The organism is Pseudovibrio sp. JE062 (genome assembly GCF_000156235.1).
Lineage (GTDB): Bacteria > Pseudomonadota > Alphaproteobacteria > Rhizobiales > Stappiaceae > Pseudovibrio.
The window spans coordinates 141840-166327 of sequence record NZ_DS996814.1 but is presented as its reverse complement, the minus strand read 5'-3'; the positions used below and the strand labels follow the sequence as shown (position 1 = coordinate 166327).

Annotated in this window: 22 protein-coding genes; 18 read left to right on the top strand and 4 right to left on the bottom strand. The window is 54.4% G+C overall.

The genetic code is table 11. The features are described 5' to 3' along the window. The first annotated feature begins 10 nt into the window (after positions 1 to 10). The 9 genes from PJE062_RS22435 (at position 11) to PJE062_RS22395 (ending at position 9646) form a co-directional block, all read left to right on the top strand. Positions 11 to 370: a thioredoxin family protein gene (locus tag PJE062_RS22435; protein ID WP_247643143.1), complete on the top strand. Its 360-nt coding sequence runs from the start codon at positions 11 to 13 to the stop codon at positions 368 to 370. A 65-nt stretch (positions 371 to 435) separates the two neighbouring features. Beyond that, entirely contained in the window at positions 436 to 942 is a 507-nt protein-coding gene (locus PJE062_RS22430) for a heme-binding protein (RefSeq protein WP_008552111.1), read from the top strand. A gap of 146 nt (positions 943 to 1088) precedes the next feature. Continuing rightward, complete coding sequence (locus tag PJE062_RS22425) at positions 1089 to 1442, top strand: helix-turn-helix transcriptional regulator (RefSeq protein ID WP_037038028.1); 354 nt, start codon at positions 1089 to 1091, stop codon at positions 1440 to 1442. Positions 1443 to 1478: 36 nt separating this feature from the next. Next, positions 1479 to 2537, top strand: a complete 1059-nt coding sequence (locus tag PJE062_RS22420) for a YeeE/YedE family protein (RefSeq protein ID WP_008552235.1) — start codon at positions 1479 to 1481, stop codon at positions 2535 to 2537. A 234-nt stretch (positions 2538 to 2771) separates the two neighbouring features. Further along, positions 2772 to 3398, top strand: a complete 627-nt coding sequence (pncA, locus tag PJE062_RS22415; protein ID WP_037038027.1) for a bifunctional nicotinamidase/pyrazinamidase — start codon at positions 2772 to 2774, stop codon at positions 3396 to 3398. Beyond that, a complete protein-coding gene (pncB, locus tag PJE062_RS22410; protein WP_008552195.1) occupies positions 3395 to 4687 on the top strand; it encodes a nicotinate phosphoribosyltransferase in 1293 nt (430 codons plus the stop codon). Before pncA ends, pncB begins: the two co-directional genes overlap by 4 nt. 115 nt (positions 4688 to 4802) lie before the next feature. After that, positions 4803 to 6428 carry an FAD-binding oxidoreductase gene (locus PJE062_RS22405; protein ID WP_008552100.1) on the top strand — a complete coding sequence of 542 codons (1626 nt, stop codon included), beginning with the start codon at positions 4803 to 4805 and terminating at the stop codon, positions 6426 to 6428. Between the two features lie 24 nt (positions 6429 to 6452). Next, on the top strand, positions 6453 to 8111 hold the full coding sequence (locus tag PJE062_RS22400) for a glycerol-3-phosphate dehydrogenase/oxidase (RefSeq protein ID WP_008552249.1): 1659 nt from the start codon (positions 6453 to 6455) through the stop codon (positions 8109 to 8111). Then, entirely contained in the window at positions 8108 to 9646 is a 1539-nt protein-coding gene (locus tag PJE062_RS22395) for an FGGY-family carbohydrate kinase (protein WP_008552184.1), read from the top strand. Before PJE062_RS22400 ends, PJE062_RS22395 begins: the two co-directional genes overlap by 4 nt. On the opposite strand, the gene PJE062_RS22390 is transcribed toward PJE062_RS22395, so the two are convergent. Beyond that, the gene (locus PJE062_RS22390; RefSeq protein WP_008552258.1) at positions 9643 to 10905 is read right to left on the bottom strand and encodes a malonyl-CoA decarboxylase; all 1263 of its coding nucleotides are present in this window, start codon (positions 10903 to 10905) and stop codon (positions 9643 to 9645) included. The two genes, PJE062_RS22395 and PJE062_RS22390, sit on opposite strands and share 4 nt — an antisense overlap. Before the next feature lie 186 nt (positions 10906 to 11091). Between PJE062_RS22390 and PJE062_RS22385 the strand changes: the two genes are divergently transcribed. Continuing rightward, on the top strand, positions 11092 to 11772 hold the full coding sequence (locus PJE062_RS22385) for a cupin domain-containing protein (RefSeq protein WP_008552142.1): 681 nt from the start codon (positions 11092 to 11094) through the stop codon (positions 11770 to 11772). A 9-nt stretch (positions 11773 to 11781) separates the two neighbouring features. Here the strand turns inward: PJE062_RS22385 and PJE062_RS22380 are convergent, their stop codons facing one another. After that, positions 11782 to 13215 (bottom strand): sterol desaturase family protein, encoded by a 1434-nt coding sequence (locus PJE062_RS22380; protein WP_008552224.1) that lies wholly within the window; start codon positions 13213 to 13215, stop codon positions 11782 to 11784. A gap of 519 nt (positions 13216 to 13734) precedes the next feature. Here PJE062_RS22380 and PJE062_RS22375 point away from each other — a divergent pair. From PJE062_RS22375 to PJE062_RS22365, 3 genes are all read left to right on the top strand, one after another. Then, positions 13735 to 13905 carry a XapX domain-containing protein gene (locus tag PJE062_RS22375; protein WP_008552160.1) on the top strand — a complete coding sequence of 57 codons (171 nt, stop codon included), beginning with the start codon at positions 13735 to 13737 and terminating at the stop codon, positions 13903 to 13905. Between the two features lie 121 nt (positions 13906 to 14026). Next, a complete protein-coding gene (locus PJE062_RS22370) occupies positions 14027 to 14605 on the top strand; it encodes an NADPH-dependent FMN reductase (RefSeq protein WP_008552186.1) in 579 nt (192 codons plus the stop codon). Between the two features lie 463 nt (positions 14606 to 15068). Further along, complete coding sequence (locus PJE062_RS22365) at positions 15069 to 15719, top strand: LysE family translocator (protein WP_208982439.1); 651 nt, start codon at positions 15069 to 15071, stop codon at positions 15717 to 15719. Positions 15720 to 15728: 9 nt separating this feature from the next. Here PJE062_RS22365 and PJE062_RS22360 read toward each other — a convergent pair whose 3' ends face one another. Continuing rightward, positions 15729 to 16574 (bottom strand): alpha/beta fold hydrolase, encoded by an 846-nt coding sequence (locus tag PJE062_RS22360; protein WP_008552127.1) that lies wholly within the window; start codon positions 16572 to 16574, stop codon positions 15729 to 15731. Between the two features lie 537 nt (positions 16575 to 17111). On the opposite strand from PJE062_RS22360, the gene PJE062_RS22355 reads away from it, so the two are divergent. After that, positions 17112 to 19031, top strand: a complete 1920-nt coding sequence (locus PJE062_RS22355; protein WP_008552187.1) for a beta-N-acetylhexosaminidase — start codon at positions 17112 to 17114, stop codon at positions 19029 to 19031. A gap of 147 nt (positions 19032 to 19178) precedes the next feature. On the opposite strand, the gene PJE062_RS22350 is transcribed toward PJE062_RS22355, so the two are convergent. Beyond that, complete coding sequence (locus PJE062_RS22350; protein ID WP_014284167.1) at positions 19179 to 19961, bottom strand: GntR family transcriptional regulator; 783 nt, start codon at positions 19959 to 19961, stop codon at positions 19179 to 19181. Between the two features lie 288 nt (positions 19962 to 20249). On the opposite strand from PJE062_RS22350, the gene PJE062_RS22345 reads away from it, so the two are divergent. From PJE062_RS22345 to PJE062_RS22330, 4 genes are all read left to right on the top strand, one after another. After that, positions 20250 to 21215 carry a carbohydrate ABC transporter permease gene (locus PJE062_RS22345; RefSeq protein ID WP_008552137.1) on the top strand — a complete coding sequence of 322 codons (966 nt, stop codon included), beginning with the start codon at positions 20250 to 20252 and terminating at the stop codon, positions 21213 to 21215. A gap of 1 nt (position 21216) precedes the next feature. Next, positions 21217 to 22059, top strand: a complete 843-nt coding sequence (locus PJE062_RS22340; RefSeq protein WP_008552242.1) for a carbohydrate ABC transporter permease — start codon at positions 21217 to 21219, stop codon at positions 22057 to 22059. Positions 22060 to 22097: 38 nt separating this feature from the next. Continuing rightward, positions 22098 to 23318 carry a sugar ABC transporter substrate-binding protein gene (locus PJE062_RS22335; RefSeq protein ID WP_008552078.1) on the top strand — a complete coding sequence of 407 codons (1221 nt, stop codon included), beginning with the start codon at positions 22098 to 22100 and terminating at the stop codon, positions 23316 to 23318. 62 nt (positions 23319 to 23380) lie between these two features. After that, positions 23381 to 24481: an ABC transporter ATP-binding protein gene (locus tag PJE062_RS22330; RefSeq protein WP_008552251.1), complete on the top strand. Its 1101-nt coding sequence runs from the start codon at positions 23381 to 23383 to the stop codon at positions 24479 to 24481. The last annotated feature ends 7 nt before the right edge of the window (positions 24482 to 24488 follow it).

The window sequence follows — 24488 nt, the reverse complement described above, 5'->3', positions numbered from 1 at the left end:
CGTGGATATCATGAGCAATTTTGGTTGGATCTCATTTGTCATTCTCGCCCTTACATTCAGCAGTGCTCAGGTAGCCAGCGCAGAGACAAAACTGCTGCTGGTAGAGGACGAAATCTGTCCTTGGTGTGAGCGCTGGGAAGATGAAATCGGCGGTGCCTATAGCAAAACAGAGGAGGGGCGAAAGGCCCCTTTGATGCGCATGGACATCGATGATCCGCTCCCAAAGGGCGTGTCGCTGAAAAGCAAAGCGCGCTTCACGCCAACCTTTATTCTTTTGATTGACGGTGCCGAAGTCCAGCGGATTGAAGGCTACCCGGGAGAAGACTTCTTCTACCCCGCCCTGAACCAGATGCTTCAGTCAGCTCAATAACAATATTGAAAAGAATTTCATCTTCCCCGGACAAGTCCGGGGCTCTATTCAGTTGGGAGAACTCCATGAAATCATTCATCACAGGGGCGGCTTTGCTTGTCATGTCCGCAGGTTTCAGCGTTGCGCAGGCAGAAGATGAATCTGCCTTTGTCAGCTTCAAATCTCTGAAGCCGGAAATCGCAATGAAGCTTGCAGTCGCCACCATGGAAGCCTGCCGTGAGGGCGGCTATCAGATCTCTGCTGTCGTGGTGGACCGCTTTGGTCAGACACAGTCAGCCATTCGCGACCGCTACGCTGGCGTCCACACTGTCAACACAGCACGTGGCAAAGCATGGACAGCAGTCAGCTTCCGCGGATCCACTCTGGAAATTCAGGAAGAGATTAAGGCTGGCAACCTCTCCGCAGGCCTGCGTGACATTCCAGGTGCCGTTGCGCTGGGTGGAGGTCTTCCGATCGAATCTGCCGGAGCTATCGTTGGGGGAATTGGTGTTTCCGGAGCACCCTCTCCAAAAATTGATGAAGAATGTGCCCAAAGTGGCCTAGAGGAAATCTCGGATTTGCTCGACTTCTAAGAGGTATTCGCAGTGCAATGGTTGAAAAACGATTGCATTCAGCGTATGCCACCACTCAATAGGTGTGCTCCAGGGTCAGCTTTAATTTTTTCAACTATAGCTGACCTTGCTCATTCCGTTCCGAATGTTGTGCAGGATCTGGTTTAATGGCTATACCCATGATCGAACGTGGGATGAAAGAAGAAGACATCGAACGCATGGTCAACCATGCCAAGGATGCAACTGATTTCCTGAAAGCATTGACACACGAAGGCCGATTGATGATCCTGTGTCATCTCGTTACCGGCGAAAAGTCAGTAACAGAGCTGGAGCAGCTTCTGTCGTCTCGTCAGTCTGCGGTCAGTCAACAGCTTGCACGATTACGCTTGGACGGTCTGGTAAATTGCCGAAGGGACGGAAAGGCAGTCTACTACAGCCTCAAAGATGAGCGCGCACAAAGGGTCCTGGACCTGATTTTCGAGTTGTTCTGCGCCGAAGAAAACAACGACAACAAGTCATAATTGAAGCTCCGGTGTTTTGGTCTTGGGAGGGATCAAATGTCCGAGGATATTCTGGCGGCACTCGCAGGCCTTGCGGGTGGCGTTCTGCTTGGCCTTGCTGCACGTCTGGGCCGTTTTTGCACACTTGGCGCAATTGAAGACGCACTCTACGGCAAAGAATGGCTGCGCATGCGCATGTGGGCCTTTGCCATTGCAATCTCTATCGCATCCACATTCCTGCTGGCAGATCAGGGCCTGATCGCACTGGACCAAACCATATATCTCACCCAAAGCTGGAACCCGCTGGCATGCATCGTCGGCGGCCTGATGTTCGGCTACGGCATGGCCATGGCTGGCTCCTGCGGGTATGGCGCTTTGGCTCGTCTTGGCGGCGGTGATATGCGCTACTTCGTGCTCTCACTGGTCATCGCCATCTCAGCGGCCATGGCCGTCGGCGGACCAACAGCCTACCTGCGTGTCCTCCTGTTTCCGGTTGAGACCGCAGAAGCCAGCACCACCGGCATCGCCCACGTTCTGGCAGAAAAGCTGGCCCTCTCCGAACTTACCATCGCCCTTGTGATCGCAGGGGCCATTGCCCTTCTCGCCATCGGCAGCAAAGAGTTCCTCAAGAGCCCCCGCGCCATCATTTCCTCCCTGGCCGTCGCCTTCGCGATCCTCCTCGGCTGGGTCGCAACCAGCTATCTGTTTGAGGAAAGCTTTGAGGAAATCCGCGTCGCCAGCCATTCCTTTACGGTCCCGGTGGGCGATACCCTCATGTATCTCATGACAGCATCCGGTGGTGGCCTGTCCTTCGCCGTTGGCTCTGTCGTCGGCGTCCTCAGCGGCGCGTTCCTCGGCTCTCTCATCAAAGGCCACTTCAGATGGGAAGCCTGCGATGACCCACGCGAACTCCGCCGCCAGATCCTCGGCGGATTCCTGATGGGCACGGGCGGTGTGATTGCTCTGGGCTGCACAATCGGGCAGGGCATCTCCGCCTTCTCCACTCTCGCCGTCAGCGCACCCGTCGTGATGCTCTCCATCATCGCAGGGGCTGCAATCGGACTGCGCCAGCTGGTTGTTGGCTTCCAGTTTGCCTTCTGGAAACAGCAATCCTGACGTAGGTACGCCAGCCACTTGTGCACAAAGCTGCCCTTGAAGTAAGGCGGCTAAGACACACAGTGCACAAATTATAGATTTTACCTCTGGTTGCTGCTTAATCCCGCATATTTTGCTTGAGTTTGGCGGAGATTATCGCAATATTTCGCGCTGGCCACTTCGGTGTATCTACACGTCCTCGCATTTTGCTTTGCGAACTTAGACAGGACCTCTCAACGCCTACAGGAAACAACTATGACACGACCGACCAACGAAGCTCTGATTATGATTGATATTCAGAACGATTTCTGTTCGGGCGGAGCTCTGGCTGTTGAACATGGCGAGCAGATCGTCCCCCTTGTCAATGAGCTGCAAAATGAGTTTGCCGTCAAAGTCCTCACCCAGGACTGGCACCCGCAGGACCATAAGTCCTTCGCGGACAATCACGAGGGCAAACAGCCCTACGAAATGACCGAAATGCCGTATGGCCCGCAAGTCCTCTGGCCTAGTCACTGCGTGCAGGGCACCCAGGGCGCTGCGTTCCACAAAGACCTGAAAACCGACGGTGCCGACCTTGTCGTCCGCAAAGGCTTCCGCCCGCACATCGACAGCTACTCAGCATTCTTCGAAAACGACCACACCACCTCAACAGGCCTCTCAGGCTACCTGCGCGAGCGCGGTGTCGACACGCTGCACATGGTTGGTCTGGCGACTGATTTCTGCGTGCGCTTTTCAGCGGTCGATGCGGCCAAGCAGGGCTTCAACGTTATCGTCCATCTGGATGCCTGCCGAGCGATTGACCTGAATGGGTCCCTCAAAGAGGCCATGGACGAAATGCAAAGCCACGGCGTCAAGTTTTCCGGCGAGATGGTTGCACAATGATCGATATTGCCTCCCGCGTTTATAATCACAATTGGAAGATCGACCCGATTGTTCGTTCTCTGATCGATACCGATTTTTACAAGCTGCTCATGGCGCAGTCGGTGTTTCTGAACAAGCCGAACACACAGGTCACCTTCAGCCTCATCAACCGCGCGCAGCACATCCCGCTGGCAAAGCTCATTGATGAGAAGGAACTCCGCGATCAGCTGGATCACATCCGCACGCTCTCCCTGTCTCGTGGTGAGAGCACATGGCTGCGCGGCAACATGTTCTACGGCAAACGCTCCATGTTCCGCGCTGAGTTCGTGGAGTGGTTCGAAAACCTCCGCCTGCCGCCTTATCATCTGGAAGTCAAAGACGACCAGTACGAGCTGACCTTCGAAGGTGACTGGCCTGCTGTCATGCTCTGGGAAGTCCCGGCTCTGGCTGTCCTCATGGAGCTGCGCTCCCGTGCTGTGCTGAAAAACATGGGCCGGTTCGAGCTGCAGGTTCTTTACGCTCGCGCCATGACCAAGCTCTGGGAAAAGGTCGAATGCCTGCGCAAGATCGATGACCTGTCTCTGGCAGACTTCGGCACGCGCCGCCGCCACTCATTCCTGTGGCAGGACTGGTGCGTACAGGCCATGATGGAAGGCCTCGGCAAGAAGTTTGTCGGCACCTCCAACTGCCTGATCGCCATGCGCCGCGAAGTGGAAGCCATCGGCACCAACGCCCATGAGCTGCCAATGGTCTACTCCGCTCTGGCAGAAACTGATGAAGAACTGGCTGAAGCGCCGTTTCAGGTTCTCAAAGACTGGCAGGAAGAGCACGACGGCAACCTTCGTATCATCCTGCCGGATACCTATGGCACAGAAGGCTTTCTGGAACGCGCACCAAGCTGGCTATCCTCCTGGACTGGTATTCGCATTGACAGCGGCGATCCCGTCAAAGGCGCAGAAGCAGCCATCAAATGGTGGGAAGCTTGCGGCGAGGACCCAACCAGAAAGCGCGTGATCTTCTCAGATGGTCTCGATGAAGACATGATTGCTCACTTGCAGCGGAAATTCCACGGACGCGTGCGCTGCAGCTTCGGTTGGGGCACGATGCTCACCAACGACTTCCGCGGCCTTGTGCCTGACGATGCCTTGGCACCGTTCTCTCTTGTCTGTAAAGCCGTCTCAGTGAATGGCAAACCAACGGTGAAACTCTCCGATAACCCCAACAAGGCCATGGGCCCACGGGAAGAAATCGACCGCTACAAGCGTGTTTTCGGGGTGGGAGAGCAAAAGCGCCAGAAGGTCCTTGTCTGACCCCGCCTGTATTAGCCAGCGCTTAAAATAATCCAATTGCATAGTTTCCCTATGCGTAAACTCTGTGTAGCATGCGTCACGCAGCACAGTTTATACGTGTGGGGGAGCGACAAAGATGAGAAGATGGAACGGTTGGGGCGATGACACGCACCAGGCGGAGCTGGCAGATTTTGCTAAAGCCTTGATTGCAGAGCTTTTAGGCGAAACCAAGCCTCTACCGGATGCCAGCTTGCAAGAGGCAATTGAACGCGTTCCTCCTTCTCGCGCGCCCGATCATCCCTTACTGGACACGTCTTCTGAGACCCGCATCAGACATGCAGCAGGCCAGAGTTTTCCTGACTGGCTGCAAATGCGCAGCGGTGCGTTTGAGAACATTCCGGATGCAGTGGCATTCCCTGAAACCTCTCAGCAAGTGCGCGACCTCATGGCATGGGCAGCGGATCAGGATGTCATCCTCGTTCCCTATGGTGGTGGAACTTCCGTTGCAGGCCATCTGGCATGTCCCGTCAGTGAGAAGCCGCAGATTACTGTTGCGCTCACCCGCATGAACCGCCTGCTGGACTTCGACAAGGAAAGCCAGATCGCCACCTTCGGGGCAGGCGTGCGCGGACCAGATCTGGAAGCCCAACTGGCGGCCATCGGTTATACCCTCGGCCACTTCCCGCAAAGCTTTGAACTCTCCACGGCAGGTGGATGGGTGGTCACGCGCTCCTCCGGCCAGCAATCCTTGCGCTACGGGCGTATCGAGCAGCTCTTTGCTGGCGGCTCACTGGAAACTCCAAAAGGCACGCTGGAAATCCCAAGCCTTCCAGCCTCCTCAGCTGGTCCTGATCTGCGAGAAATGGTCCTCGGTTCTGAAGGCACTCTTGGCATCCTCACAGAAGTAAAACTGCGCGTGACGCCGTTGGCGGAGACGGAGCAGTTTTACACGGTCTTCATGCCGGATTGGGAAAGCGGAGTGGCCGCCGTTCAGGCCATTACACAAGGCCGCATTCCGCTCTCCATGATGCGCCTGAGCAATGCCACGGAAACCGACGTCAGCCTGAAACTGGCCGTGCCGGAAAAGAAGCTTTCCAAGCTCAATATGCTTTTCAAACTGAAGGGCCTGACAGATCAGAAGTGCATGCTCACCTTTGGCCTGACGGGCTCAAAGAAGCAGGTTGCCGCCAACCAAAAGCTAGCAACCGCTTATCTCAAACAGCACGGGGCAAAGCGCATCCTCTCTAAGATGCTGGGTGACAAATGGAAGGAAGGTCGCTTCAAAGGCCCATACCTGCGCCATCCATTGTGGGAGCATGGCGTTGGCGTCGACACCTTCGAGACCGCCATGGATTGGTCAGCCTTGCGCCCGTACATCAATGTGATTGAGCAGAAAGTCACCAGCGCATTGAAAGAGCAGGGCATTCCGGTGTTTGCCTTCACGCACTTGTCTCACGTCTACCCGCAGGGCTCCAGCGCTTACACCACCTATCTGTTCCCGGTTGCCAGTTCCTATGAAGAGACATTGGAGCGCTGGAAGATCATCAAAAAAGAGGCCTCAGAAACTGTGGTTGCTCATGGTGGAACCATCAGTCACCAACACGGCGTAGGTCGTGACCATGCACCCTATCTGCCAGCGGAAAAAGGCGAGTTGGGCATGAGCGCCCTGAAGGCCCTGAGCAAGAACTTCGACCCGGATCAGCGCATGAATCCGGGCGTTCTGATCGCTTCAGAAACAGCAAGCAACACCGAACCTGCGTAGCTCTCAAAACAAGAGGAGGGAGCAATGGGGAATATGAGGCAAGTGAGCCGACAGGAAAAGCTGGCATCTGTGACAGAACGTAGCAAACCTTGGGACATGGTGGTTGTCGGTGGTGGCATCACTGGTGCCGGTGTCGCGTTAATGGCCGCCAGAGCTGGCCTTGATGTGCTGCTTCTGGAACAAAAAGACTATGCGTGGGGCACCTCCAGCCGCTCCTCCAAAATGGTTCATGGTGGTCTTCGATATCTGTCTCAGGGAGAGTTCAGATTGGCGCGTGAATCCGTACGCGAGCGCGAAAAACTGCTGAAGGAAGCCCCCGGTCTCATTGAGCCCATGAGCTACCTCTTTCCCTTCCGCGAAAAGCAGTTTCCAACCCGTCGGGCCTTCTCCGTTCTCCTCAACATCTACGGCTACTTCGCCAAAAAGCGGGACCACAAGTATCTGGACCGCGATCAGACCATTGCTGCACTGCCGGGCCTCAATGAGGAAGGTCTGCTCGGCTCCGCCCAATACACCGATGCTCTCACAGACGACAGCCGTCTTGTGCTGCGTGTTCTCGCTGATGCCAGAAAAAGCGGAGCCACCACGCTCAACTACGCTGCTGTAAAGATGATCCACAGTGAGGGAGAGGGCCCAAAAGTCCTTGAGGTACAGGATCAGGAAACCCGCGAAGTCTTTGCTATCTCAACCAAAACCGTGGTCAATGCAACCGGCGTGTGGGCCGATGAACTGCGCGCACAGCTTGGTCAGGACAAACGCATCCGGCCTTTACGGGGTAGCCATATCATTGTGCCCTCATGGCGTATGCCGGTGCACCAGTGTCTGACCTATCTGCACCCGCAGGACAAGCGCGGCGTCTTCATCTACCCATGGCAGGGCCGTACTGTGATCGGCACAACGGATCTGGATCACTCAGAAAAGCTTGATCTGGAAGCTGCAATCACGCCAGAAGAAGTCGCCTATCTTCTGAAAGGTGCCAACCACAACTTCCCCGGAGCCAAGCTCTCAGAGGAGGACATCATCTCCACATGGTCCGGTGTCCGACCTATCGTGGGCAATGAAGGTGTGGACCCGAAAGAGCTGCATCCCTCAAAAGCCAAGCGTGATCATGTTGTTTGGGATGACAACGGCACCATCACCGTCACAGGCGGAAAACTCACCACCTTCCGCGTGATGGCGGGACAGGTGCTGGAAGCCTGCGCGGAATACCTCAAGGCTCCCGACACCTCAGCGGCAAGTGACTATGTGTTCACTCCTGAAGGGGAGACCGTTGACGATGCCTTTTTCGCTGATCTACCAGAAGCAGAACTGAACCGGCTCAAAGGCTACTATGGCTCTGATTTGCCAGCACTTATCGCAGCGACATCCAAGGCAGATTTCTCTCTCATCTGTGGCAGCAATCGCCTATGGGCAGAACTGGAGTGGGCGATAATTCATGAAGAAGTCGTGCATTTGGACGATCTCCTTTTGCGCCGCACGCGAATTGGCTTAGTGTTGGAAGAGGGCGGAGCCGCACTAGCACAAGAGCTGGAAACGCGGCTGAGAGATAAACTGGGGTGGTCCATGGACAAATGGCGGAATGAGTGGTCGCGATACCAGCAAATTTGGCGGGATCACTACAGCTTGCCATCGACACAGGCACCACAGCAGCTGGAAGCGGTGCATGAGGTGGTGGCAGGATGACGGAAACACTCCTCGCCATCGATTGCGGTAGCCAAAGCATCCGCGCCTTGCTCTTTGCACCAGATGGCACGTTGATCTCCAAAGTGCAAAAACCGATCACGGATTACCGAAGCGATAATCCCGGCTGGTCGGAGATTGACCCGGTCATTCTGTGGGAGTTGCTGGGCCGCTGCTGCCGTGAACTGTGGGACAGAGGAGCAGACCCCGCCGCCGTCAAAGCCATGAGCGTGACCACACAACGCGGCACTCAGATTGCTGTCGATGAACGCGGCATCCCTCTGCGCCCTGCCATCACATGGATGGACGAACGCATCGAGGACCAGCAAAAGCCGCTCCCATGGCTCTGGAAGACCATCTTCGGCGTTGCTGGCCTATCTCGCTCTATCAAAAGCGTGCGCAGCGAGTGTGAGGTCAACTGGATCGCTGTAAACCAGCCCGGAATCTGGAAGAAGACCTACAAGTTCCTGCAGGTTTCTGGCTACCTCAATTACAAGCTGACAGACCTGTTTCGCGACTCCACCGGCGCGCAGGTTGGCTACATCCCCTTCGACTACAAAAAGCAGCAATGGGCCAATGCCAACCATTTCCTCTGGGAGCTTTTTGCTTTCAAACGCAGTCAGTTACCAGAGCTGATCGAGCCCGGCAAACCAATCGGTTACGTCAGCGAAGAAGCCGCCCAGCACACCGGCTTGCCGGAAGGATTACCCGTCATCTCAGCTGCCGCAGACAAAGCCTGCGAAGTTGTTGGCTGCGGTGCCGTAGACGCCTCCGTCGGCTGCCTCAGCTACGGCACCCGCGCAACCGCAACCATTCATTCCAGAAAATACTTCGAGGTCGAGCGCCCCTTGCCAGCCTATGCAGGCGGTATCCCTCGCATGTTTACGCCGGAAGCCTCAGTCATTCTCGGCTACTGGATGGTCAACTGGTTCAAGGAAGAGTTCGGCCACCCGGAGCAGGAAAAAGCCCGTGAGATCGGCAGCCCGGTGGAAGTCTTCTTCGACGACCTGCTCAACAGCACACCACCCGGGTCGCATGGCCTGACACTGCTGCCCAAATGGGGCCGCGACAATGGCCGTTCCACGCCTGTGAAAGGCGCCATCATCGGCTTTGGAGATGTTCACACCAGAGGCCACATCTACCGCGCTATCATCGAAGGCATTACGCTGGAATTGCGCCGCGGTCTGAAGCGGATTGAGCGTAAAAGTGGTGAGAAGATCAAGGTCTTACGCGTCTCTGGCGGCGGCTCTCAATCAGACGCCATCATGCAGATCACCGCTGACATCTTCGGCCTGCCAACAGAGCGCCCGCACACTTTTGAGACCGCAGGTTTGGGCGCTGCCATCGCAGCGAGCGTCGGCGCTGGCATCCACCCAGATTTCACGCAGGCCATGCAAGCTATGACGCGCCAGAACGAGGTGTTTGAGCCAGACCCAAAAACCGTTGAGCTCTACAAACAACTGTTCGAGGAGGTCTACCTGCCCATGCCGCGCAGATTGGCTCCTCTGAACAAAGCTCTCCGGCGGATCACGGGTTAGGCTACATCGCTCTTCGGTTGGGAGGATGCCGGCACCACACCAGCTTTCGCCAGCGCCTGAACCCGCTTGGATGCCACGATTTCCTTTTTATTTGCAAAGACTTCGTGGTTCTGCGAGATCTTCTGTAGATCATACAGATAGTTCACCATCACACCCGCCGACTGCTTCTTGCCATTCTCTGAGGTGTCCGCACCAACATGCACATCATGCACCAGCGCACCGTTGTAAAGGTGGAACCGCGCCACTGGGTCATAAGGCATATCCCCTCTGCGCTTGCCTTCAAGAAGGTAGTAGGCCGCCAGCTCCTTCAATGCTGCATCGTCCTGCGGAATGTCGATCTCCTGCTCTTTGGCCCACTTACAGAAGGTCGGCAGAGGCGACAGTGTGACAAACGTCTTCAACTGGCTCAGCTCTCGTGAAAGATCCTGAACCACCTGCTTGATCAACGAGTTACCAAAGGAAACGCCCGCCAGTCCGCTCTGACAGTTGGAGATCGAGTAGAAGACTGCCGTATCAACCTCATCAACCGGTACAATATCCCGCTCCTCAGCAAGTACACCCTGAATGGAGGAAGGGACGCCCTTGGTCAGCGCCACTTCCACAAAGATCAGCGGTTCATCCGGAAGGGAAGGATGGAAGAACGCAAAGCAGCGCCGGTCTTCCGGCTGCAGGCGGCGGCGTAAATCATCCCAACTATCAATGGCATGCACCGCTTCATAGGCGATGATCTTCTCCAAAATCTGCGCTGGGCTATCCCAACTGATGGGCCGCAACACCAGAAAACCCCGGTTGAACCACGAGTTAAACAGATGCCGGAAGTCCACGTCTGTACGGGCTAGATTCGGTTTGTCTTTTATGAAGCCGAGCAAATCCTTGCGCATATGCACCAGCTGATGAGTCGCTCCGGGCACCTGATTAAGACGCCGCGCCAGCTCCTGCCGCTTCGGCTCCGCAGCCTCCACCAACTTGCGATAGTTCGCTTCTGTCCGCTCTGTTTTATAGGAGGAAACAACGCTTTCCAGCTGGTCAGGATCTATATCCATCTCGCTGTTCAGAAACTCAAAAAACGCCCGTTTCCCCTCAGTATCCGTTGTCGCGTAGCCATCCAGAATCTCGTGGGCGATGGCAGCGCCGGAAACATCTCCCTGACTGCTCATCAAGGCATTGCAAAGCTCGGTAAGGGGACGTTCATCCCGCTTGCCCATAAAAACATAACGACGATCAAAAAGGGTAGAAAGCAAATCTGCCAGCAGGCTCATGGTAGGGCGTCCTGTAGTTGCGCAGCGCAAAGTGCATCAGAAAATCGCCGGAAGCCTAACAAGGGACTGCTAGGAACGGAATGCAACAAACAGCTTAACAATGAAGTGATCCCTAATAGCACCGTGACATCTGTAAATGAGCTGCAACTGTGCTTAACTGGGGAACATTGGATGATGGAGGGATCAGTGAAGATCAACGGTGACTTTTCAAAGCGAGTGGTGGAGTTCAGTGACGATATTCCTTGGGTCGCGTCCCCGATGAAAGGCGTTGATCGCCGACCACTTGATCGTCTGGGCGAAGAAGTTGCTCGTGCGACCACTGTTGTTCGCTTTGCACCCGGCAGCCATTTCTCTGAGCACGTCCACACCGGCGGGGAGGAGTTCTTTGTTCTCGCGGGAGTATTTCAGGATGAGCACGGGGATTTCCCGGCAGGGTCCTACATCCGCAACCCACCAGAATCCAAGCACACGCCAGCCTCCGAACCCGGCTGCACCATCCTCGTCAAGCTTTGGCAGTTCGACCTTGATGACCGAACCCATGTGCGCGTGGACACCAACAAGCTTGGCCGCGTAAATGATGCTCAACGGCACGGCGTAGCGGTCTCCCCGCTGTTTCAGGACGAGCGTGAGAACGTTCGCATGGAACACTGGCAGGCAGGGGTAAGCCATTCTGTGGAAGCGGAAGGCGGCGCAGAAATATTCGTGTTGGAAGGATCTATCACAGAAGCGGGAGAGCAGCTGCCCAAGCATGCCTGGCTTCGCGTTCCGATTGGCTATGACCTTAAAATCACCGCAGGAGAGGAGGGTGCCAAGCTCTGGATCAAGTCTGGACACCTTCCCTATGTAACAGCTCCCCATGGGGAGTAACTGCGCAGTCTAAAGCTGCTCTTGAAGCCAAAGACGGCTGCTTTCTTCCAGTGCACTACGGCCAGACAGAATGTTTGCCACGTGCTCAGGAAAGGAGGAGAGCTCATAGCGCAGCGTGTATTCCAGCTGCCCTTGTTCCCTGTCAGGATGCCACGTCACCTGCTGCACAGCTGGCGTGCTGCCATCTAATACTGCTGGCTTTTCCAGCCACGGCAGTGCAGAAAGCGTTGTTTCTTCAGAAAGTTCGATCGTGGGTGAGGCATCCTTTGCCACATCCAGTCGCTGTGAGACCTGCGTCGAGATCGGCAGAGTCCAAAGCACAGCAAGGAACCACAGCAGAGCAGGGACACGCACCACTTCGACGTATCGCAGCTGAAACTTCCCTTCCAGAAACTGCGAGATCATCACCAGTCCCGCCAGAATGAGCAGAACCCCAAATGCCAGTGCGCGGGCACTCAGTTGCGGGGAAAGGAAGATGAACATGGTCACCAGCAAAACTAGCAGCGCAAACGACACGCCGCAATAAATCTTCGTGGTTGAAGAGACGACTGGATCAAACTTAGGACGATTGGAAACACCGGTTTTCTGAAGTTTGTTGGAGACGCGTCGCCGATCTTCTGGTCGCCAGCCAGTTGGCTTGAACCACAAACGAACCTTATCCCACCAGCTTTCCGTATGCAGGCTGTCGCGAAACAGCATGGACCAGTGCTGCAGGTTGGCTTTCACCGGGTTCCACGTTTTCAGCGGTGTCGTGGTGCCATAATGGCAAGGATGTTCCGCCACTTCCGGCTGCCAGCTGCCGAACATCCGATCCCAGATCACCAGTGTGCCGCCAAAATTCTTGTCGATGTAAATCGGGTTCTTGGCGTGGTGGACACGATGGCTGGAGGGCGTGGAAAACACCCCTTCCATCAGGGGGATACGATCAATCGCCTGCGTATGCAGCCAGAACTGATAGGCCTTCAGCAGCATGAACTGGATCAGGAAAACCTCAGGCGGGCAACCAAGGAAGGCCAGCGGAAGATAAAAGACCCACGAGAATGCATATTGAAACGCGCTCTGCCGCAGGGCAGTGGTCAGGTTATACTCCTCACTCTGGTGATGCCCCACATGAGCGCCCCAGAGAAAGTTGTAGGTGTGGGCAATGCGGTGGAACCAATAATAACAAAAGTCCACCCCGAAGAAGAAGACCACCCATGTGACCCAGCTGGCTGAGCCAAAGTCAAACAGCCGGTATGAGGACCAGGCCCATATAAATACCGAGAATGTAAAGGTTTTCAGCAGCGCATCTGAAACCAGCAGGCAGATGCCCATGGAGAGGCTGGCGATGTTGTCGCTAAACCGGTGCAGATCCCGTCCGCTCAGGCGCAGATAGGCATATTCAATCAGCATAAAAAACAGAAACAGCGGAATAGCCAGCGCTGTTATGTTGTACTCTGCCATTTTATTCCCCCTCGCACAGCGTCTTAAAACAACCGCGCAACAAAAAAGCGTAGAGCTGCTGGCCCGTATCTGCAGAGTAAGGTCTGCAAAGGCTCTTATGTTGACTTTAACGTAAAGGCAGAGAGAGGGGCTGACAACACAATTCTGAGGCTTTCAGCAGTGTGCAATCTGCAGGTTTTCTAAGAATATTCCAGAGTTTTACGCAGAACTAACATAAATGATTGCTGGGCAACATATTGATATAATTAAACTAATGAAAATGACAGTGCGGCAACTGAGCGCATTTTGAATATTTTTTCTGCAAATGATTTTTTTTGCGTTAAAAGTGACAATTACAGGGTAGGGCCTGCCTTGTTGGCTGGGCCCCAATTTTATTCAAGGACCTTAGCTGGCTGTCCTTCATGGTTTTCGGTCATACACCCAGGGGAATGCGGGGTATGGGCGCGCAGTAAAGCAAAGGCTGTAGTTCTTAGAAAACAGAGTTTTCTGAACAATAAGAAAGAATTAACGGGAGACACCATGACTGAACTGCTAATGTCTACACTTGCAGGCTTCATCATCGGAGCAATCTTCACTGCGATCAAACTGCCTATTCCAGCTCCACCAGTTCTGTCTGGTTGTGTAGCGATCCTTGGTGTTTGGGGTGGTCATCAGATCATGCTGCAGATCACTGAGCGCTTCTTCTCCTAAGAGAACTTGCGGTCAAATTTCAAAAAGCGGTGCTGAAGTTCAGGGCCGCTTTTTTTGTGCTTGCATAATAAAGAAATGAAAATGTATATAAAAACAAAAATATTATCATATGGAGTTTCCCATGAATATCCTCCTCATCTCAGGAAGCACCAGAGAAGGCTCGTTGAATAAGAGCTTGCTGGATGCAGCAGCTGAAGAAGCGCATAACCTCAATCACAAAACCGAACACCTCTCCTATCAGCTGGCATCATTTCCCCTCTATCATTCCGATCTTGAAGAGGATGCTGCCGTTCAAAACCAGCTCTCGTTGCTCCGCCAACAGATTGAAGCTGCTGACGTAATCCTCATCTCTTCCCCTGAGTACAACGGCTTCCATACCCCGCACCTGCACAACGTATTCACCTGGGCATCCAGAAGAGCAGCTGGCAAATCCCACTCTGTACTTGAGGGGAAAGTCGTTGGTTTGCTGGCCGCGGCTCCGGGTCCATTCGGGGGGGTAAGAATGCTGCCACGCCTGTCGTCTTTTGCAGCTGACCACGGCTGCTGGGTGCATCCAAGATACGTCGCGGTCGGCAACATGGCGTCTAAAACGGATGACAACGGACAAGTCACCTGCGCTGAAACCCGCCAGAAACTGCGCAATCTGATTGATCAGATCTGCAAGATGGCAACGCCGTCTCAGGTTGCTGAGCCAGCATAAACCTTGGATTTCTCATTGAAAAAGAGAAGACCCGGCTCATCAAAAGGCCGGGTTTCTTTTTGTCTGCGTGATTATCTTGCGGGCACACTGATCAAACAATGGGCAGCATTATCGATTCCTAACATCCTGCTAAAAGCCTGCGCTTCCGAAGATATAGCTAGTTATACCAATAAGTTACCGTAGATTCACTGCCCCGGAACCAGTTTGGCACGCCCCTTGCGATACTGCGCAGCAACAGAGTTTGCATAGACAGTGCGCGGAGAGGGGGCAGCCAAAGGAACTCACGGTGCCACGTTTGGAGAGGCGGGCCTGACAAAGGCTTACGGCGAGTGAATTTCTAATCCGCGCGCGAGGGGAGATGAACCATCAGTCATCTCCCCTTCGCATTCCCGTTTTGGGTTTGCGTTGTTATGTGCGTTGCTTTGCGTTCTTTCTGCGTTTTCACCGTTGCATTGGAAAAGCCATGGAACTTCTCAAGTCATTTGATGCCACTCTGGTGTTTGGTTTTATCGTCACCTTCATGGCGCTCAATTTCACCCCTGGTCCCGCTGTACTAAAAGTGGTTGGTGACAGTATCTCAAACGGTATTGGTAGAACCCATGCCAGCATGGCAGGTGTGTTCGGTGCCAACCTCATGTACGCACTGCTCGCCGCTGGAGGCATGAGCGCGCTGCTATTGTCTTTTCCTGTTCTGTTCGAAACAGTGAAATGGATTGGCGTAGCTTATCTATTGTATCTTGCATATGGCTCTTTCAAAGCCGCTTTCACCGCCTCGCTGGGCGAAGCGAAAGAGCAAAAGCCAGCTTCCGCTCTGAAGCTGTTCCTCACCTCATTTGCAATGCAGGGGGCAAACCCGAAATCCGTCCTGTCCTTCGGGGCAATGCTGCCAGTATTTGCGGGGGAAGGGGATGGCATGGCACTGCGCATGATGGCTCTGGCACTCTTCAATATCGCCCTCGAATATCCAGCCTTGCTGTTCTACGCTTACTTGGGAACCCGAGCATCAAAGTTCGCCGTCTCCGCCCGTTCCCGCGCGGCTATGGACGCTTTCGCCGGAACAGCTCTGGCAGGCGCTGCTTACATGATCTCCAAAAGCACCCTGAAAACGCAGTAGGGTAACGGATTACCCACTCAGAAAACTCAGAGCCTTCTTATTGAAGAGCGCTGGGTTTTCGAACATTAGGAAGTGAGAACCGCCTTCAGCCTCGCTGAAGACCTCCAAAGAAGCATTGGGCATGGTGTCTGCAATAAATTGTTGTGAGGCCAGAGGATGCCAGCTGAGTTCACCAGTGAACACCAGAGTAGGCTGGGGAATGTTGGGCAGAAGCGCGCGCCAGTCCTGCACCATCAGGTTTTCAATAAGGTCTGCCGCGTGATCGCGGGGCAGTTTCAGGTTCTCCGCAGCCAACTCGCGCAAAGTGGCATCACTGACCTTGTTTGAGAACATCCCGCCAATAAGAGCAAGGTGATCCTCAATGCTGCGCGTCTCGCGAATAGAGCGCACCATCTCATCAAGTGCGTCCAGGGTGGGGTGGATAGAACCGGCCTCTTTGATTTCCTGTTCCGTCCAGGAAGGCCTTGCCATGAGGGCAGCGGGTTCGTCGATAAAAACCATACGGCGTGCAGGGCGATCAGTGCCGAACATATCCTGATAAGCCCAAAGCATTGCAACGGACAGAGAATGCCCAACCGCATCGAAATCACGAAGGTCCAGAGCCTCCACCACATCAAACAGATCCTTGGCAAACCTCTGGATTCGGTAGCCGTCAGAAGGCCTTTGTGACTCCCCATGGCCCCGGTTATCGAGAGCATAGACCTTATGGCTCTGGCAGAAGTCTGCAAACTGTCCTGCCCACACAGTCGCGGTTTGGCTCCAGCCACCCAGCAACAGAACAGGCCGTCCTTGCCCTCCAGTGAGGTAGGAAAGCTCCACGCCGTCGCGGGTCATTACGGTCTTGCGGTCCATCATCATTGGCCTCTTGCGGTCAACTCAAACATTCTCGTAAATCATAGGACAGAACCGTTACACAGCTGCAAATGAGCCTGCAGGAGAGAAGAGGTGAACGCTGCCCCTGAATAACTGGTCCTAGAATTTTGCAGGTAGCCTGCATACCTGATCAGCTGCCGCTCTTCCCGAGCAGCACCGTGTGCATGCCGAAAAAGCACCTCGCAGGACACGAGCAAAACCGCAGTGTAGTCAACACGCTATGCAACCAAGATACTTCGTGAAGACCCACTGAAAAATAGCTTTCATTTGAGCAAATTAAAGTAACCTTCTGCTCATCTTGATTGTAATACCAATTCAGAATTCTGATTTTATTTGCAGGGCAAGGTGTTGACAGCGCCAGCCAAATAGAAGCTATGCTAGCGCCTGTTCTTCAAGAAATGAAACTTGGATTTCTGACAGGGACATTCGCAAATTCAAGCAGTTAGAGCATGCGTTCTGGCCTCCCATAGCCTCGGCAGGCTCACTGCTACATCCTGAAATTGGTGAGGAGTCGTGAGCATGGAAGCTGCTGCCTGTGCTGATACTGCAATCAGAATGGAAACATGGAGAACGGCGGACCGGCAGGTCAGCTGCATCCTCTCCGCCAAATGCGATGCACCAATCTCCAACTACACACTCTGCTTCAGCATGCTTGCCCCGTGCGAAGTGCTCGAAGGCGCCAGCATCCACCGCATGACAGCAGGCTACATTGAGCTGCAGTTCGACAATGACAAGCTGGGAACAGGACAGGCGCTGGCGTTCACGCTCAAATATAAGAGCAACATGAACCCGTCCAACCGCAGCTGGTTGCCCAAAGGCGCTTACCTTCGTATGGAAGACGGCAGTATTTTGCCCGTGCAGATTGACCCACGAGGTCTTGATCAGGCTTTCACCACCAAGCTACCTGACCAACAAGCCGATCCTGCCTCCGATGAGCTGATGCTCGTGCCAGCCCCGCAAAGCTGGCAGCCCACTGGTCAGACGCTGGATGTTAGCACTGGCTACAAGCTCGACCGTTCATGGGATACGGAAGGTGAGGCGGATAGCACAGACGCCGTGGAAGCCTTGGCCGAGCGCAACAACATCGGCCCGTTCCTCGCTGAAGACGGCATTCCGCTCTACTTCGCCAGAAGCACTGATTTGGCAGAAGACGCTTACGAGCTGTCAATCTCACCAGAAGGCATCACACTCACAGCATCCGCAGCAGCAGGCGCTTTTTATGGCGCGATCACGCTTCTTAATCTCAAGCTGATCTACGGCGGCACTATTCCATGCGGACAGATAACGGATGCCCCTCGCTTCGAATGGCGCGGTCAGCATCTGGATTGCGCTCGCCATTACTACGAGCCGGAAAACCTGTTGCGACTGGTGGACATGATGTCCCTGTTCAAGCTCAACCGCTTCCATTGGCATTTCTGCGATGATGAGGCCTTCCGTCTGGAGGTGGAAAGCTATCCGGAGCTCTGGAAGAAATCCGGCATGCGCGGTGAGGGCCGTGTTGTGCCTGGCATCTACGGTGCTGCGGATGGCCCGCAAGGCGGCACCTATTCCAAGGCCTTTGCAAAGCGACTGGTGGAGCACGCCAAAGCACTGCATATCGAAGTTCTGCCAGAGATCGAGATTCCCGCTCATTCCTGGGCAGTGCTCCAGATCCACCCGGAACTGCGTGAAGCTGCCGATGAAAGCAACGAGGTCTCCGTTCACGGTTACCTGAACAACACCATCAACCCGGCCTTACCGGAAGCATGGACCTATATGGAGGCGCTGGCCAAAGAAGTCTCCGGCATCTTTCCGTTCGCGCATCTCCATCTGGGATGTGATGAACGTCCGCCAGCGGCATGGACCAAATCACCGGCCATTGAACAGCTAAAGGTAGAGCAGGGGTTAGAGACCGCTGATGACGTACAGGGTTGGATGATGGACAAACTGGGCTCCTACGTCAGCTCGCTGGGTGTACGTCCCGCCGCGTGGGAGGAAGCAGCCAAAGGTGCGAATGGCGGCATCAACAACGATGCCATCCTGTTCTCGTGGACCCAGCAGGGACCGGGGCTCGAAGCCGCTCGCAAAGGCTACTCCGTTGTCATGACACCAGCGGCCCATGCCTACTGGGATATTGCACCATCAGGCGAGTTCAATGAGATCGGCCTCAACTGGGCTGGCATCACCAGCCTTGCTGATAGCGTCAACTGGGATCCGGTACCGGAAAATGAGCCAGAGCTGGAAGGCAAGATCATCGGCGCGCAAGGTTGCTTGTGGTCGGAGGTTGTGCTGCGGGATGCCAATATGGAAAGCATGATGGCGCCGCGCATTCTGGGCATTTCAGAAATCGGCTGGGCCACCCGCGTCAACAAACCGGATGCAGAACAGATCACGCAAAAAGCCGCCTGCTACGGCAAGCTGTTCTCGGCTATCGGCTGGCGTCAGGATGTGAGAGACTAAACAGCAAGAGACCCGCTCCAAACCTTGGCCGCGGGTCTTTTTTGCATCTTACTCGTATCGCCGAAAAGTGGATGCCGGTTTTCGGATAAAGATACGCAAAGCAAAAACTAAAGCAGTTCACCTGTTTCAGCTAAAACGCGAAATGCTTTAGGCGTTGCGCAACTCAGCAACAAAATCATAGATATCGCCGCGATAAACACCCGTGGTCAGCTCGATCACCCGCCCACTGGGCAGGTACGCTGTACGGTCGATGTAAAGCGCAGCATCTCCCTCAGAAACTTCGAGCAGAGCTGCTTGTTCCTCTGTGAGCTTGCAAGCAGAAATACGCTGGATCGCCCGCGACGGACGCATACCTTCCAAAGACAGCTTCTCATAAAGCGAGGTTTCAATCCGAGACGGATCAGGAACAAACTCTGTCGAGAGCGAACTGGTCTCGATCGCCAGAGGGATACCATCCGCACGGCGCAAGCGGGTAATCCGCGAAACCTGCCCATCAGAAGGTAGGCCAAGCGCAACAATCTCTTCCGGCGAAGGCAGGTAGATACCGCAGGACAAGGTCTCCGAGGAAGACGTCTTCCCGCGCCGCTGCATGTCCTCGGTAAAGCTGGTCAGTGCAGAAAGAGACTGCTCCATACGCTTCATCTGAGGCGCCACATAGGAACCGGAGCCTCGGCGCTGAATCACCAAACCATCCACGACCAGTTGCGAAATCGCTTTACGAATCGTCACGCGAGACAGCCCGGTCAGTGTCGCCAACTCCCGCTCGGCAGGCAGCGTCGTTGCCGCCGCTAACCGTCCATCTTTAATGGCGGATTCAAGGTGCCGGTACAGCTGCAGGTAGCGTGGACCGCCACTCCTTTGCTGCCAGGATGTCGTTGAGAACAGATCGGTATGGGTGTCTTCTTGTGCGCTCATTCTGCTCGTCTTCATGATGAATCCGTATTACCTATAATACCTTTTCGATACCAATGCAAAACAATACCGATAGAATACCAATGAAATTATCGAGGCTTTTCCCCGCGCGATTTCCCTGAAATCTAGGGCTTTTTTGGTGTTAATCAGAAATATTTCACAGGAGGTAGTGAAATGGTAGACAAATGGATTTGTTTTGGTATTATTTTGGCAACTCGCAAATAAACACGCAGTTCGTCTCCCTGGCGATAACAAGACGCAAGCGGCGAGGTACAACCGATCACCTTTGGGAATTGGGGAGAGCGCATGACACATGCGTCTGGGGACCTGCTGCCTTATCAGGGCGAGCGCAGCGGTTCGGGAAAAACAAAACAAGGTGTGCTCAAGCGGATCTTCCGCTCAGAAGCAACCTTTGCATGGCTTTTGATTGCTCCGGCAGCAATTTATCTGATCCTTATCGTGGCATGGCCGCTGGTTGAGACAATCCGCTTGTCCTTCACCAACGCCAACATTGGCGGTGAGGCTTATATCGGCACCGCCAACTACGAAAAGCTGCTCAGCAGTCGCAAATTCAGTCAGACGATTTCCAGAACGTTCTATTGGATGTTCCTGTCTGTCTCATTCAAAATCATTTTTGGTCTGATCGGTGCAACGTTGCTCAACGCGGCGATCCCAGGTCGGGCATTGTTCCGCATGCTGGTCATGCCACCATGGATCGTTCCGGTCGCGATCGGCTGTTTCGGCTGGCTGTGGCTCTACAACGGCCACTTCGGCATCATCTCTGGTGTGCTGCAATATGTTGGCGTGCTGGATGGGCCATTCGAGTTCCTGGCCTACAAAAACAGCGCGTTCTATTCCGCTGTGATCACCGATGTCTGGGTCGGTCTGCCAATGGTGACCATCTTCATGCTGGCAGCCATGCAGGGCGTGCCGCGTGATCTGTATGAAGCTGCTTACGTGGATGGGGCATCCCGTTGGTATCGCTTCCGCCGCATCACCATTCCGCAGATCCTGCCGGTGATCATTACCATGTCGATCCTTTCCGTGATCTGGACCTTCAACTCCTTCGAAATCATCTGGATTTTGACCGAAGGCGGACCACGCAGCGCAACCACTACGCTGATCATCGACACCTACAAAATGGCCATCGCAAACTTCAAGTTCGGGCAGGGGGCTGCACGTGCTGTGATCGTGGTGACACTGCTCAGCGTGTTCTCACTGGTCTACCTGTTTGCGCTTCACCAGATCAAAAAACGTTTCGAGGCAGCCTAAAATGATGGATCGTTACTCGCTGCCACATAAAGTATTTCTCTACTTCTGCGTGGCGATTTTCCTTGGCTTCATTCTGTTGCCGTTCTTCGAAATGTTCATGACCTCACTGCGGCCACTGGAGCACCTGTTCCGCTCGCCCTATCAGTTCTGGTCAGATGACTTCTCGTTCAGAGCCTACTCCCAGATGTGGGAGACAGTGCCAATGCTGCCGCGTTACATCGCAAACAGCATGCTGATTTCACTGTCGGTGACAGCTCTGTCTCTGGCGTTCATCATTCCAGCCGCCTACGCCTATGCCCGGTTTGACTTCAAAGGCAAGTCTGTCAGCCTTGGCATCTTTCTGGCGGTCAACATGTTCTCAGGCGCGGTTCTGCTTATTCCGCTGTACAAGCTCCTGAGAAATTACGGTCTGCTGAACACCTACTTCGCCATGATTGTTCCGGGTGCAGCCTTTCTGCTGCCAATGGGCATCTGGCTTCTGAAATCCTATCTGGAAAAAATCCCGCGCGAACTGGAAGAAGCAGCGTTCATGGATGGTGCAAGCCGTCTGTACACCCTGCGCCGTGTGGTTCTGCCTCTGGCGGTTCCCGGTCTCATCGTGGTGGGTGTGGCTGTGTTCCTGTCAGCCTACGCACAGCAGTTCCTGTTCGCGATCACCTTTAACAGCGTCAAGGAGTTTATGCCTCTGCCAGCGGGCATCCTCGAGTTCATTGGCTACCAGTCAGTCAAATGGAACCAGATGATGGCAGCAAGCATTGTTGGAATACTGCCCGTACTCGTAATTTTCTTATTTTTACAACGCTACTTGGTGGCCGGCCTCACAGCTGGTGCGATCAAGGAGTGACATTTTCAAAATAGCATTGGTTACTGGGAGGAGAAACCATGAGGACTAAACTGCTATTCGCAATGGCTGCAAGCGCAGCCGCACTAATGGGCGCATCAGCTGCACAATCAGCAGAACTGCACTTCATCCGTTGTGGGGACAACGGCTTGGATCAGGATCGCAAGGTTATCGCAGCGTTTGAGGAAAAATTCCCGGGCAACACCGTCAACATGGAAAGCCTTCCATGGGGCACCTGTCAGGATAAGTCTCTGAAGCTTGCATCCGCTGGCAGCCCGCCATCCGTTTCTTACATGGGCTCGCGCACACTCAAGCAGCTGGCAGACAACAACCTGGTTGTTGACGTGAAGATCTCCGAAGATCAGCAGAAAGCGTATCAGCCGGGCGTGCTGAATACCGTGAGCTATCGCGACAAGTTCTGGGGCTTCCCACGGGCATTTTCCACCAAGGGTCTGTTCCTGAACTGTGACATCTTCGAAGAAGCCGGTCTTGCTTGTGAAGCACCTAAGACCTGGGATGAGATGTACACCGCTGCAAAGGCGATCAAGGACAAAACCGGAAAAGCAGGTGTCGGTCTGGCCGGTAAAGACTTCGACAACACCATGCACCAGTTCCTGAACTATCTGTATTCCAATGGTGGTCAGGTGATTGATCCATCCACCAACGAAATCACGCTGAACTCCCAGAACACTCTGGAAACTCTGAAGTTCTACGGCAAGCTGGTCGACGTTGCACAGGACGGTCCAACCGCATTTGAACGCACGCAGGTCCGTGATCTGTTCAACGACAACAAAGTCGGCATGTACATCGATGGTCCATGGGCGCGCGGTCAGCACAAGGAAGGCATCACCACCGAGGTTGCACCAATCCCAGCTGGTCCAAACGGTGTGAGTGGTACGCTTCTGATCACCGACTCCCTCGCAGTGTTCAAAGGCTCCGGCCACGAAGAACTGGCGATGGAATTCGCACGCATGATGACCTCCGGTGAATCTCAGTACACGCTGGACAGTCCGGACGGTTGGGGTCTGACACCAATCCTTAAGTACGAAGAACTTGGCTGGGAAAAGCCATTCTACAAGGACGATCCATACTGGGCGGTCTTCGTAGACTCCATCCCAACCGGCGGTCCAGAGCCTCTCTTTGTTGATTACAAAGCGATGCAGACAACCATCAACTCCATGATTCAGGGCATCATCCTGAAGGACGATACTGCTGAAAACCTGGTGGCAATCGCCGCTGAAGAACTCGAAGAGTTCAAGTAAGCAAAACCCGGAGAGGCTGCCCGCAGCCTCTCCCCGTTATCAAGCGCGAGAAGACGAATATTATGGCCACGCTTCAGCTACAAAACATCGTAAAATCATTTGGACCAACAACCGTATTGAAGGACGTCAACCTGTCCATTGAGGACAAGGAGTTCGTCGTCTTCGTTGGCCCCTCTGGCTGCGGAAAAACAACTTTGTTGCGCATCGTGGCAGGTTTGGAAATAGCCTCCGAAGGGTCCATCTTCATTGATGGCAAAGATGTTTCCGACGACCACCCCATTGATCGCGGAATCTCCATGGTGTTCCAGAGCTACGCGCTCTATCCTCACCTCTCAGTTTTTGAAAACATCGCCTTCCCACTGCGCGTTGCCAAACGCCCGGAAGACGAGATCAAGGACCGTGTCCATAAAGCCGCTGCCATTCTGCAATTGGAAGAGCGCCTGGAGCACAAGCCCGGTCAGCTCTCCGGTGGTCAGCGCCAGCGTGTTGCCATTGGCCGGTCTATCGTTCGCAATCCCAAAGTGTTCCTGTTTGATGAGCCGCTCTCAAACCTTGATGCAGCGCTGCGCGGGGACATGCGCGTGGAACTCTCCAAGCTCCACAAAAGCCTCGATACCACAATGATTTACGTAACCCACGATCAGGTGGAAGCCATGACCATGGCTGACCGCATCGTGGTGCTCAACGGTGGTGTGGTGGAGCAGTGCGGCACCCCGATGGACCTCTACCTACACCCGCGCAACAAGTTTGTGGCAGGCTTCATCGGCCATCCCAAAATGAACTTCGTATCCGCCATGGTCAGCCGTGTGGAAGACCGCATGTTGCACGTGCAGCTGCAAGATGGCGGCCTCATGAGCCTGCCTGTTGCATGTCAGAACATCAAAGCAGGCGACAATGTCGAAATTGGCATCCGCCCTGAGCACATGCAGCTGGATGATAACGGTCCAATCGCCATGCACGTGGAGGTACTGGAGCGCCTCGGTGCCCATTCCATCGCCTATGGCAAAGTCAATGGCGACAACGCTTTCTGCGCATCGCTGCCGGGTATGGCGGAAATACCGGAAGGCACAACCATTAAACTCAACGTCAAGCCAGAAGATGCCTACGTCTTTGATGCAGATGGGCTTGCACAGCAGCGTCTTGGCGCGCTCGAACTCGCATAGGAGAAAC

Bases quoted from the DNA above. Each gene is read 5' to 3' on its own strand.
- PJE062_RS22435 (WP_247643143.1), top strand. From the start codon at position 11: ATGAGCAATTTTGGTTGGATCTCATTTGTCATTCTCGCCCTTACATTC.
- PJE062_RS22430 (WP_008552111.1), top strand. From the start codon at position 436: ATGAAATCATTCATCACAGGGGCGGCTTTGCTTGTCATGTCCGCAGGT.
- PJE062_RS22425 (WP_037038028.1), top strand. From the start codon at position 1,089: ATGGCTATACCCATGATCGAACGTGGGATGAAAGAAGAAGACATCGAA.
- PJE062_RS22420 (WP_008552235.1), top strand. From the start codon at position 1,479: ATGTCCGAGGATATTCTGGCGGCACTCGCAGGCCTTGCGGGTGGCGTT.
- pncA (WP_037038027.1), top strand. From the start codon at position 2,772: ATGACACGACCGACCAACGAAGCTCTGATTATGATTGATATTCAGAAC.
- pncB (WP_008552195.1), top strand. From the start codon at position 3,395: ATGATCGATATTGCCTCCCGCGTTTATAATCACAATTGGAAGATCGAC.
- PJE062_RS22405 (WP_008552100.1), top strand. From the start codon at position 4,803: ATGAGAAGATGGAACGGTTGGGGCGATGACACGCACCAGGCGGAGCTG.
- PJE062_RS22400 (WP_008552249.1), top strand. From the start codon at position 6,453: ATGGGGAATATGAGGCAAGTGAGCCGACAGGAAAAGCTGGCATCTGTG.
- PJE062_RS22395 (WP_008552184.1), top strand. From the start codon at position 8,108: ATGACGGAAACACTCCTCGCCATCGATTGCGGTAGCCAAAGCATCCGC.
- PJE062_RS22390 (WP_008552258.1), bottom strand. From the start codon at position 10,905: ATGAGCCTGCTGGCAGATTTGCTTTCTACCCTTTTTGATCGTCGTTAT.
- PJE062_RS22380 (WP_008552224.1), bottom strand. From the start codon at position 13,215: ATGGCAGAGTACAACATAACAGCGCTGGCTATTCCGCTGTTTCTGTTT.
- PJE062_RS22375 (WP_008552160.1), top strand. From the start codon at position 13,735: ATGACTGAACTGCTAATGTCTACACTTGCAGGCTTCATCATCGGAGCA.
- PJE062_RS22370 (WP_008552186.1), top strand. From the start codon at position 14,027: ATGAATATCCTCCTCATCTCAGGAAGCACCAGAGAAGGCTCGTTGAAT.
- PJE062_RS22365 (WP_208982439.1), top strand. From the start codon at position 15,069: ATGGAACTTCTCAAGTCATTTGATGCCACTCTGGTGTTTGGTTTTATC.
- PJE062_RS22360 (WP_008552127.1), bottom strand. From the start codon at position 16,574: ATGATGGACCGCAAGACCGTAATGACCCGCGACGGCGTGGAGCTTTCC.
- PJE062_RS22355 (WP_008552187.1), top strand. From the start codon at position 17,112: ATGGAAGCTGCTGCCTGTGCTGATACTGCAATCAGAATGGAAACATGG.
- PJE062_RS22350 (WP_014284167.1), bottom strand. From the start codon at position 19,961: ATGAAGACGAGCAGAATGAGCGCACAAGAAGACACCCATACCGATCTG.
- PJE062_RS22345 (WP_008552137.1), top strand. From the start codon at position 20,250: ATGACACATGCGTCTGGGGACCTGCTGCCTTATCAGGGCGAGCGCAGC.
- PJE062_RS22340 (WP_008552242.1), top strand. From the start codon at position 21,217: ATGATGGATCGTTACTCGCTGCCACATAAAGTATTTCTCTACTTCTGC.
- PJE062_RS22335 (WP_008552078.1), top strand. From the start codon at position 22,098: ATGAGGACTAAACTGCTATTCGCAATGGCTGCAAGCGCAGCCGCACTA.
- PJE062_RS22330 (WP_008552251.1), top strand. From the start codon at position 23,381: ATGGCCACGCTTCAGCTACAAAACATCGTAAAATCATTTGGACCAACA.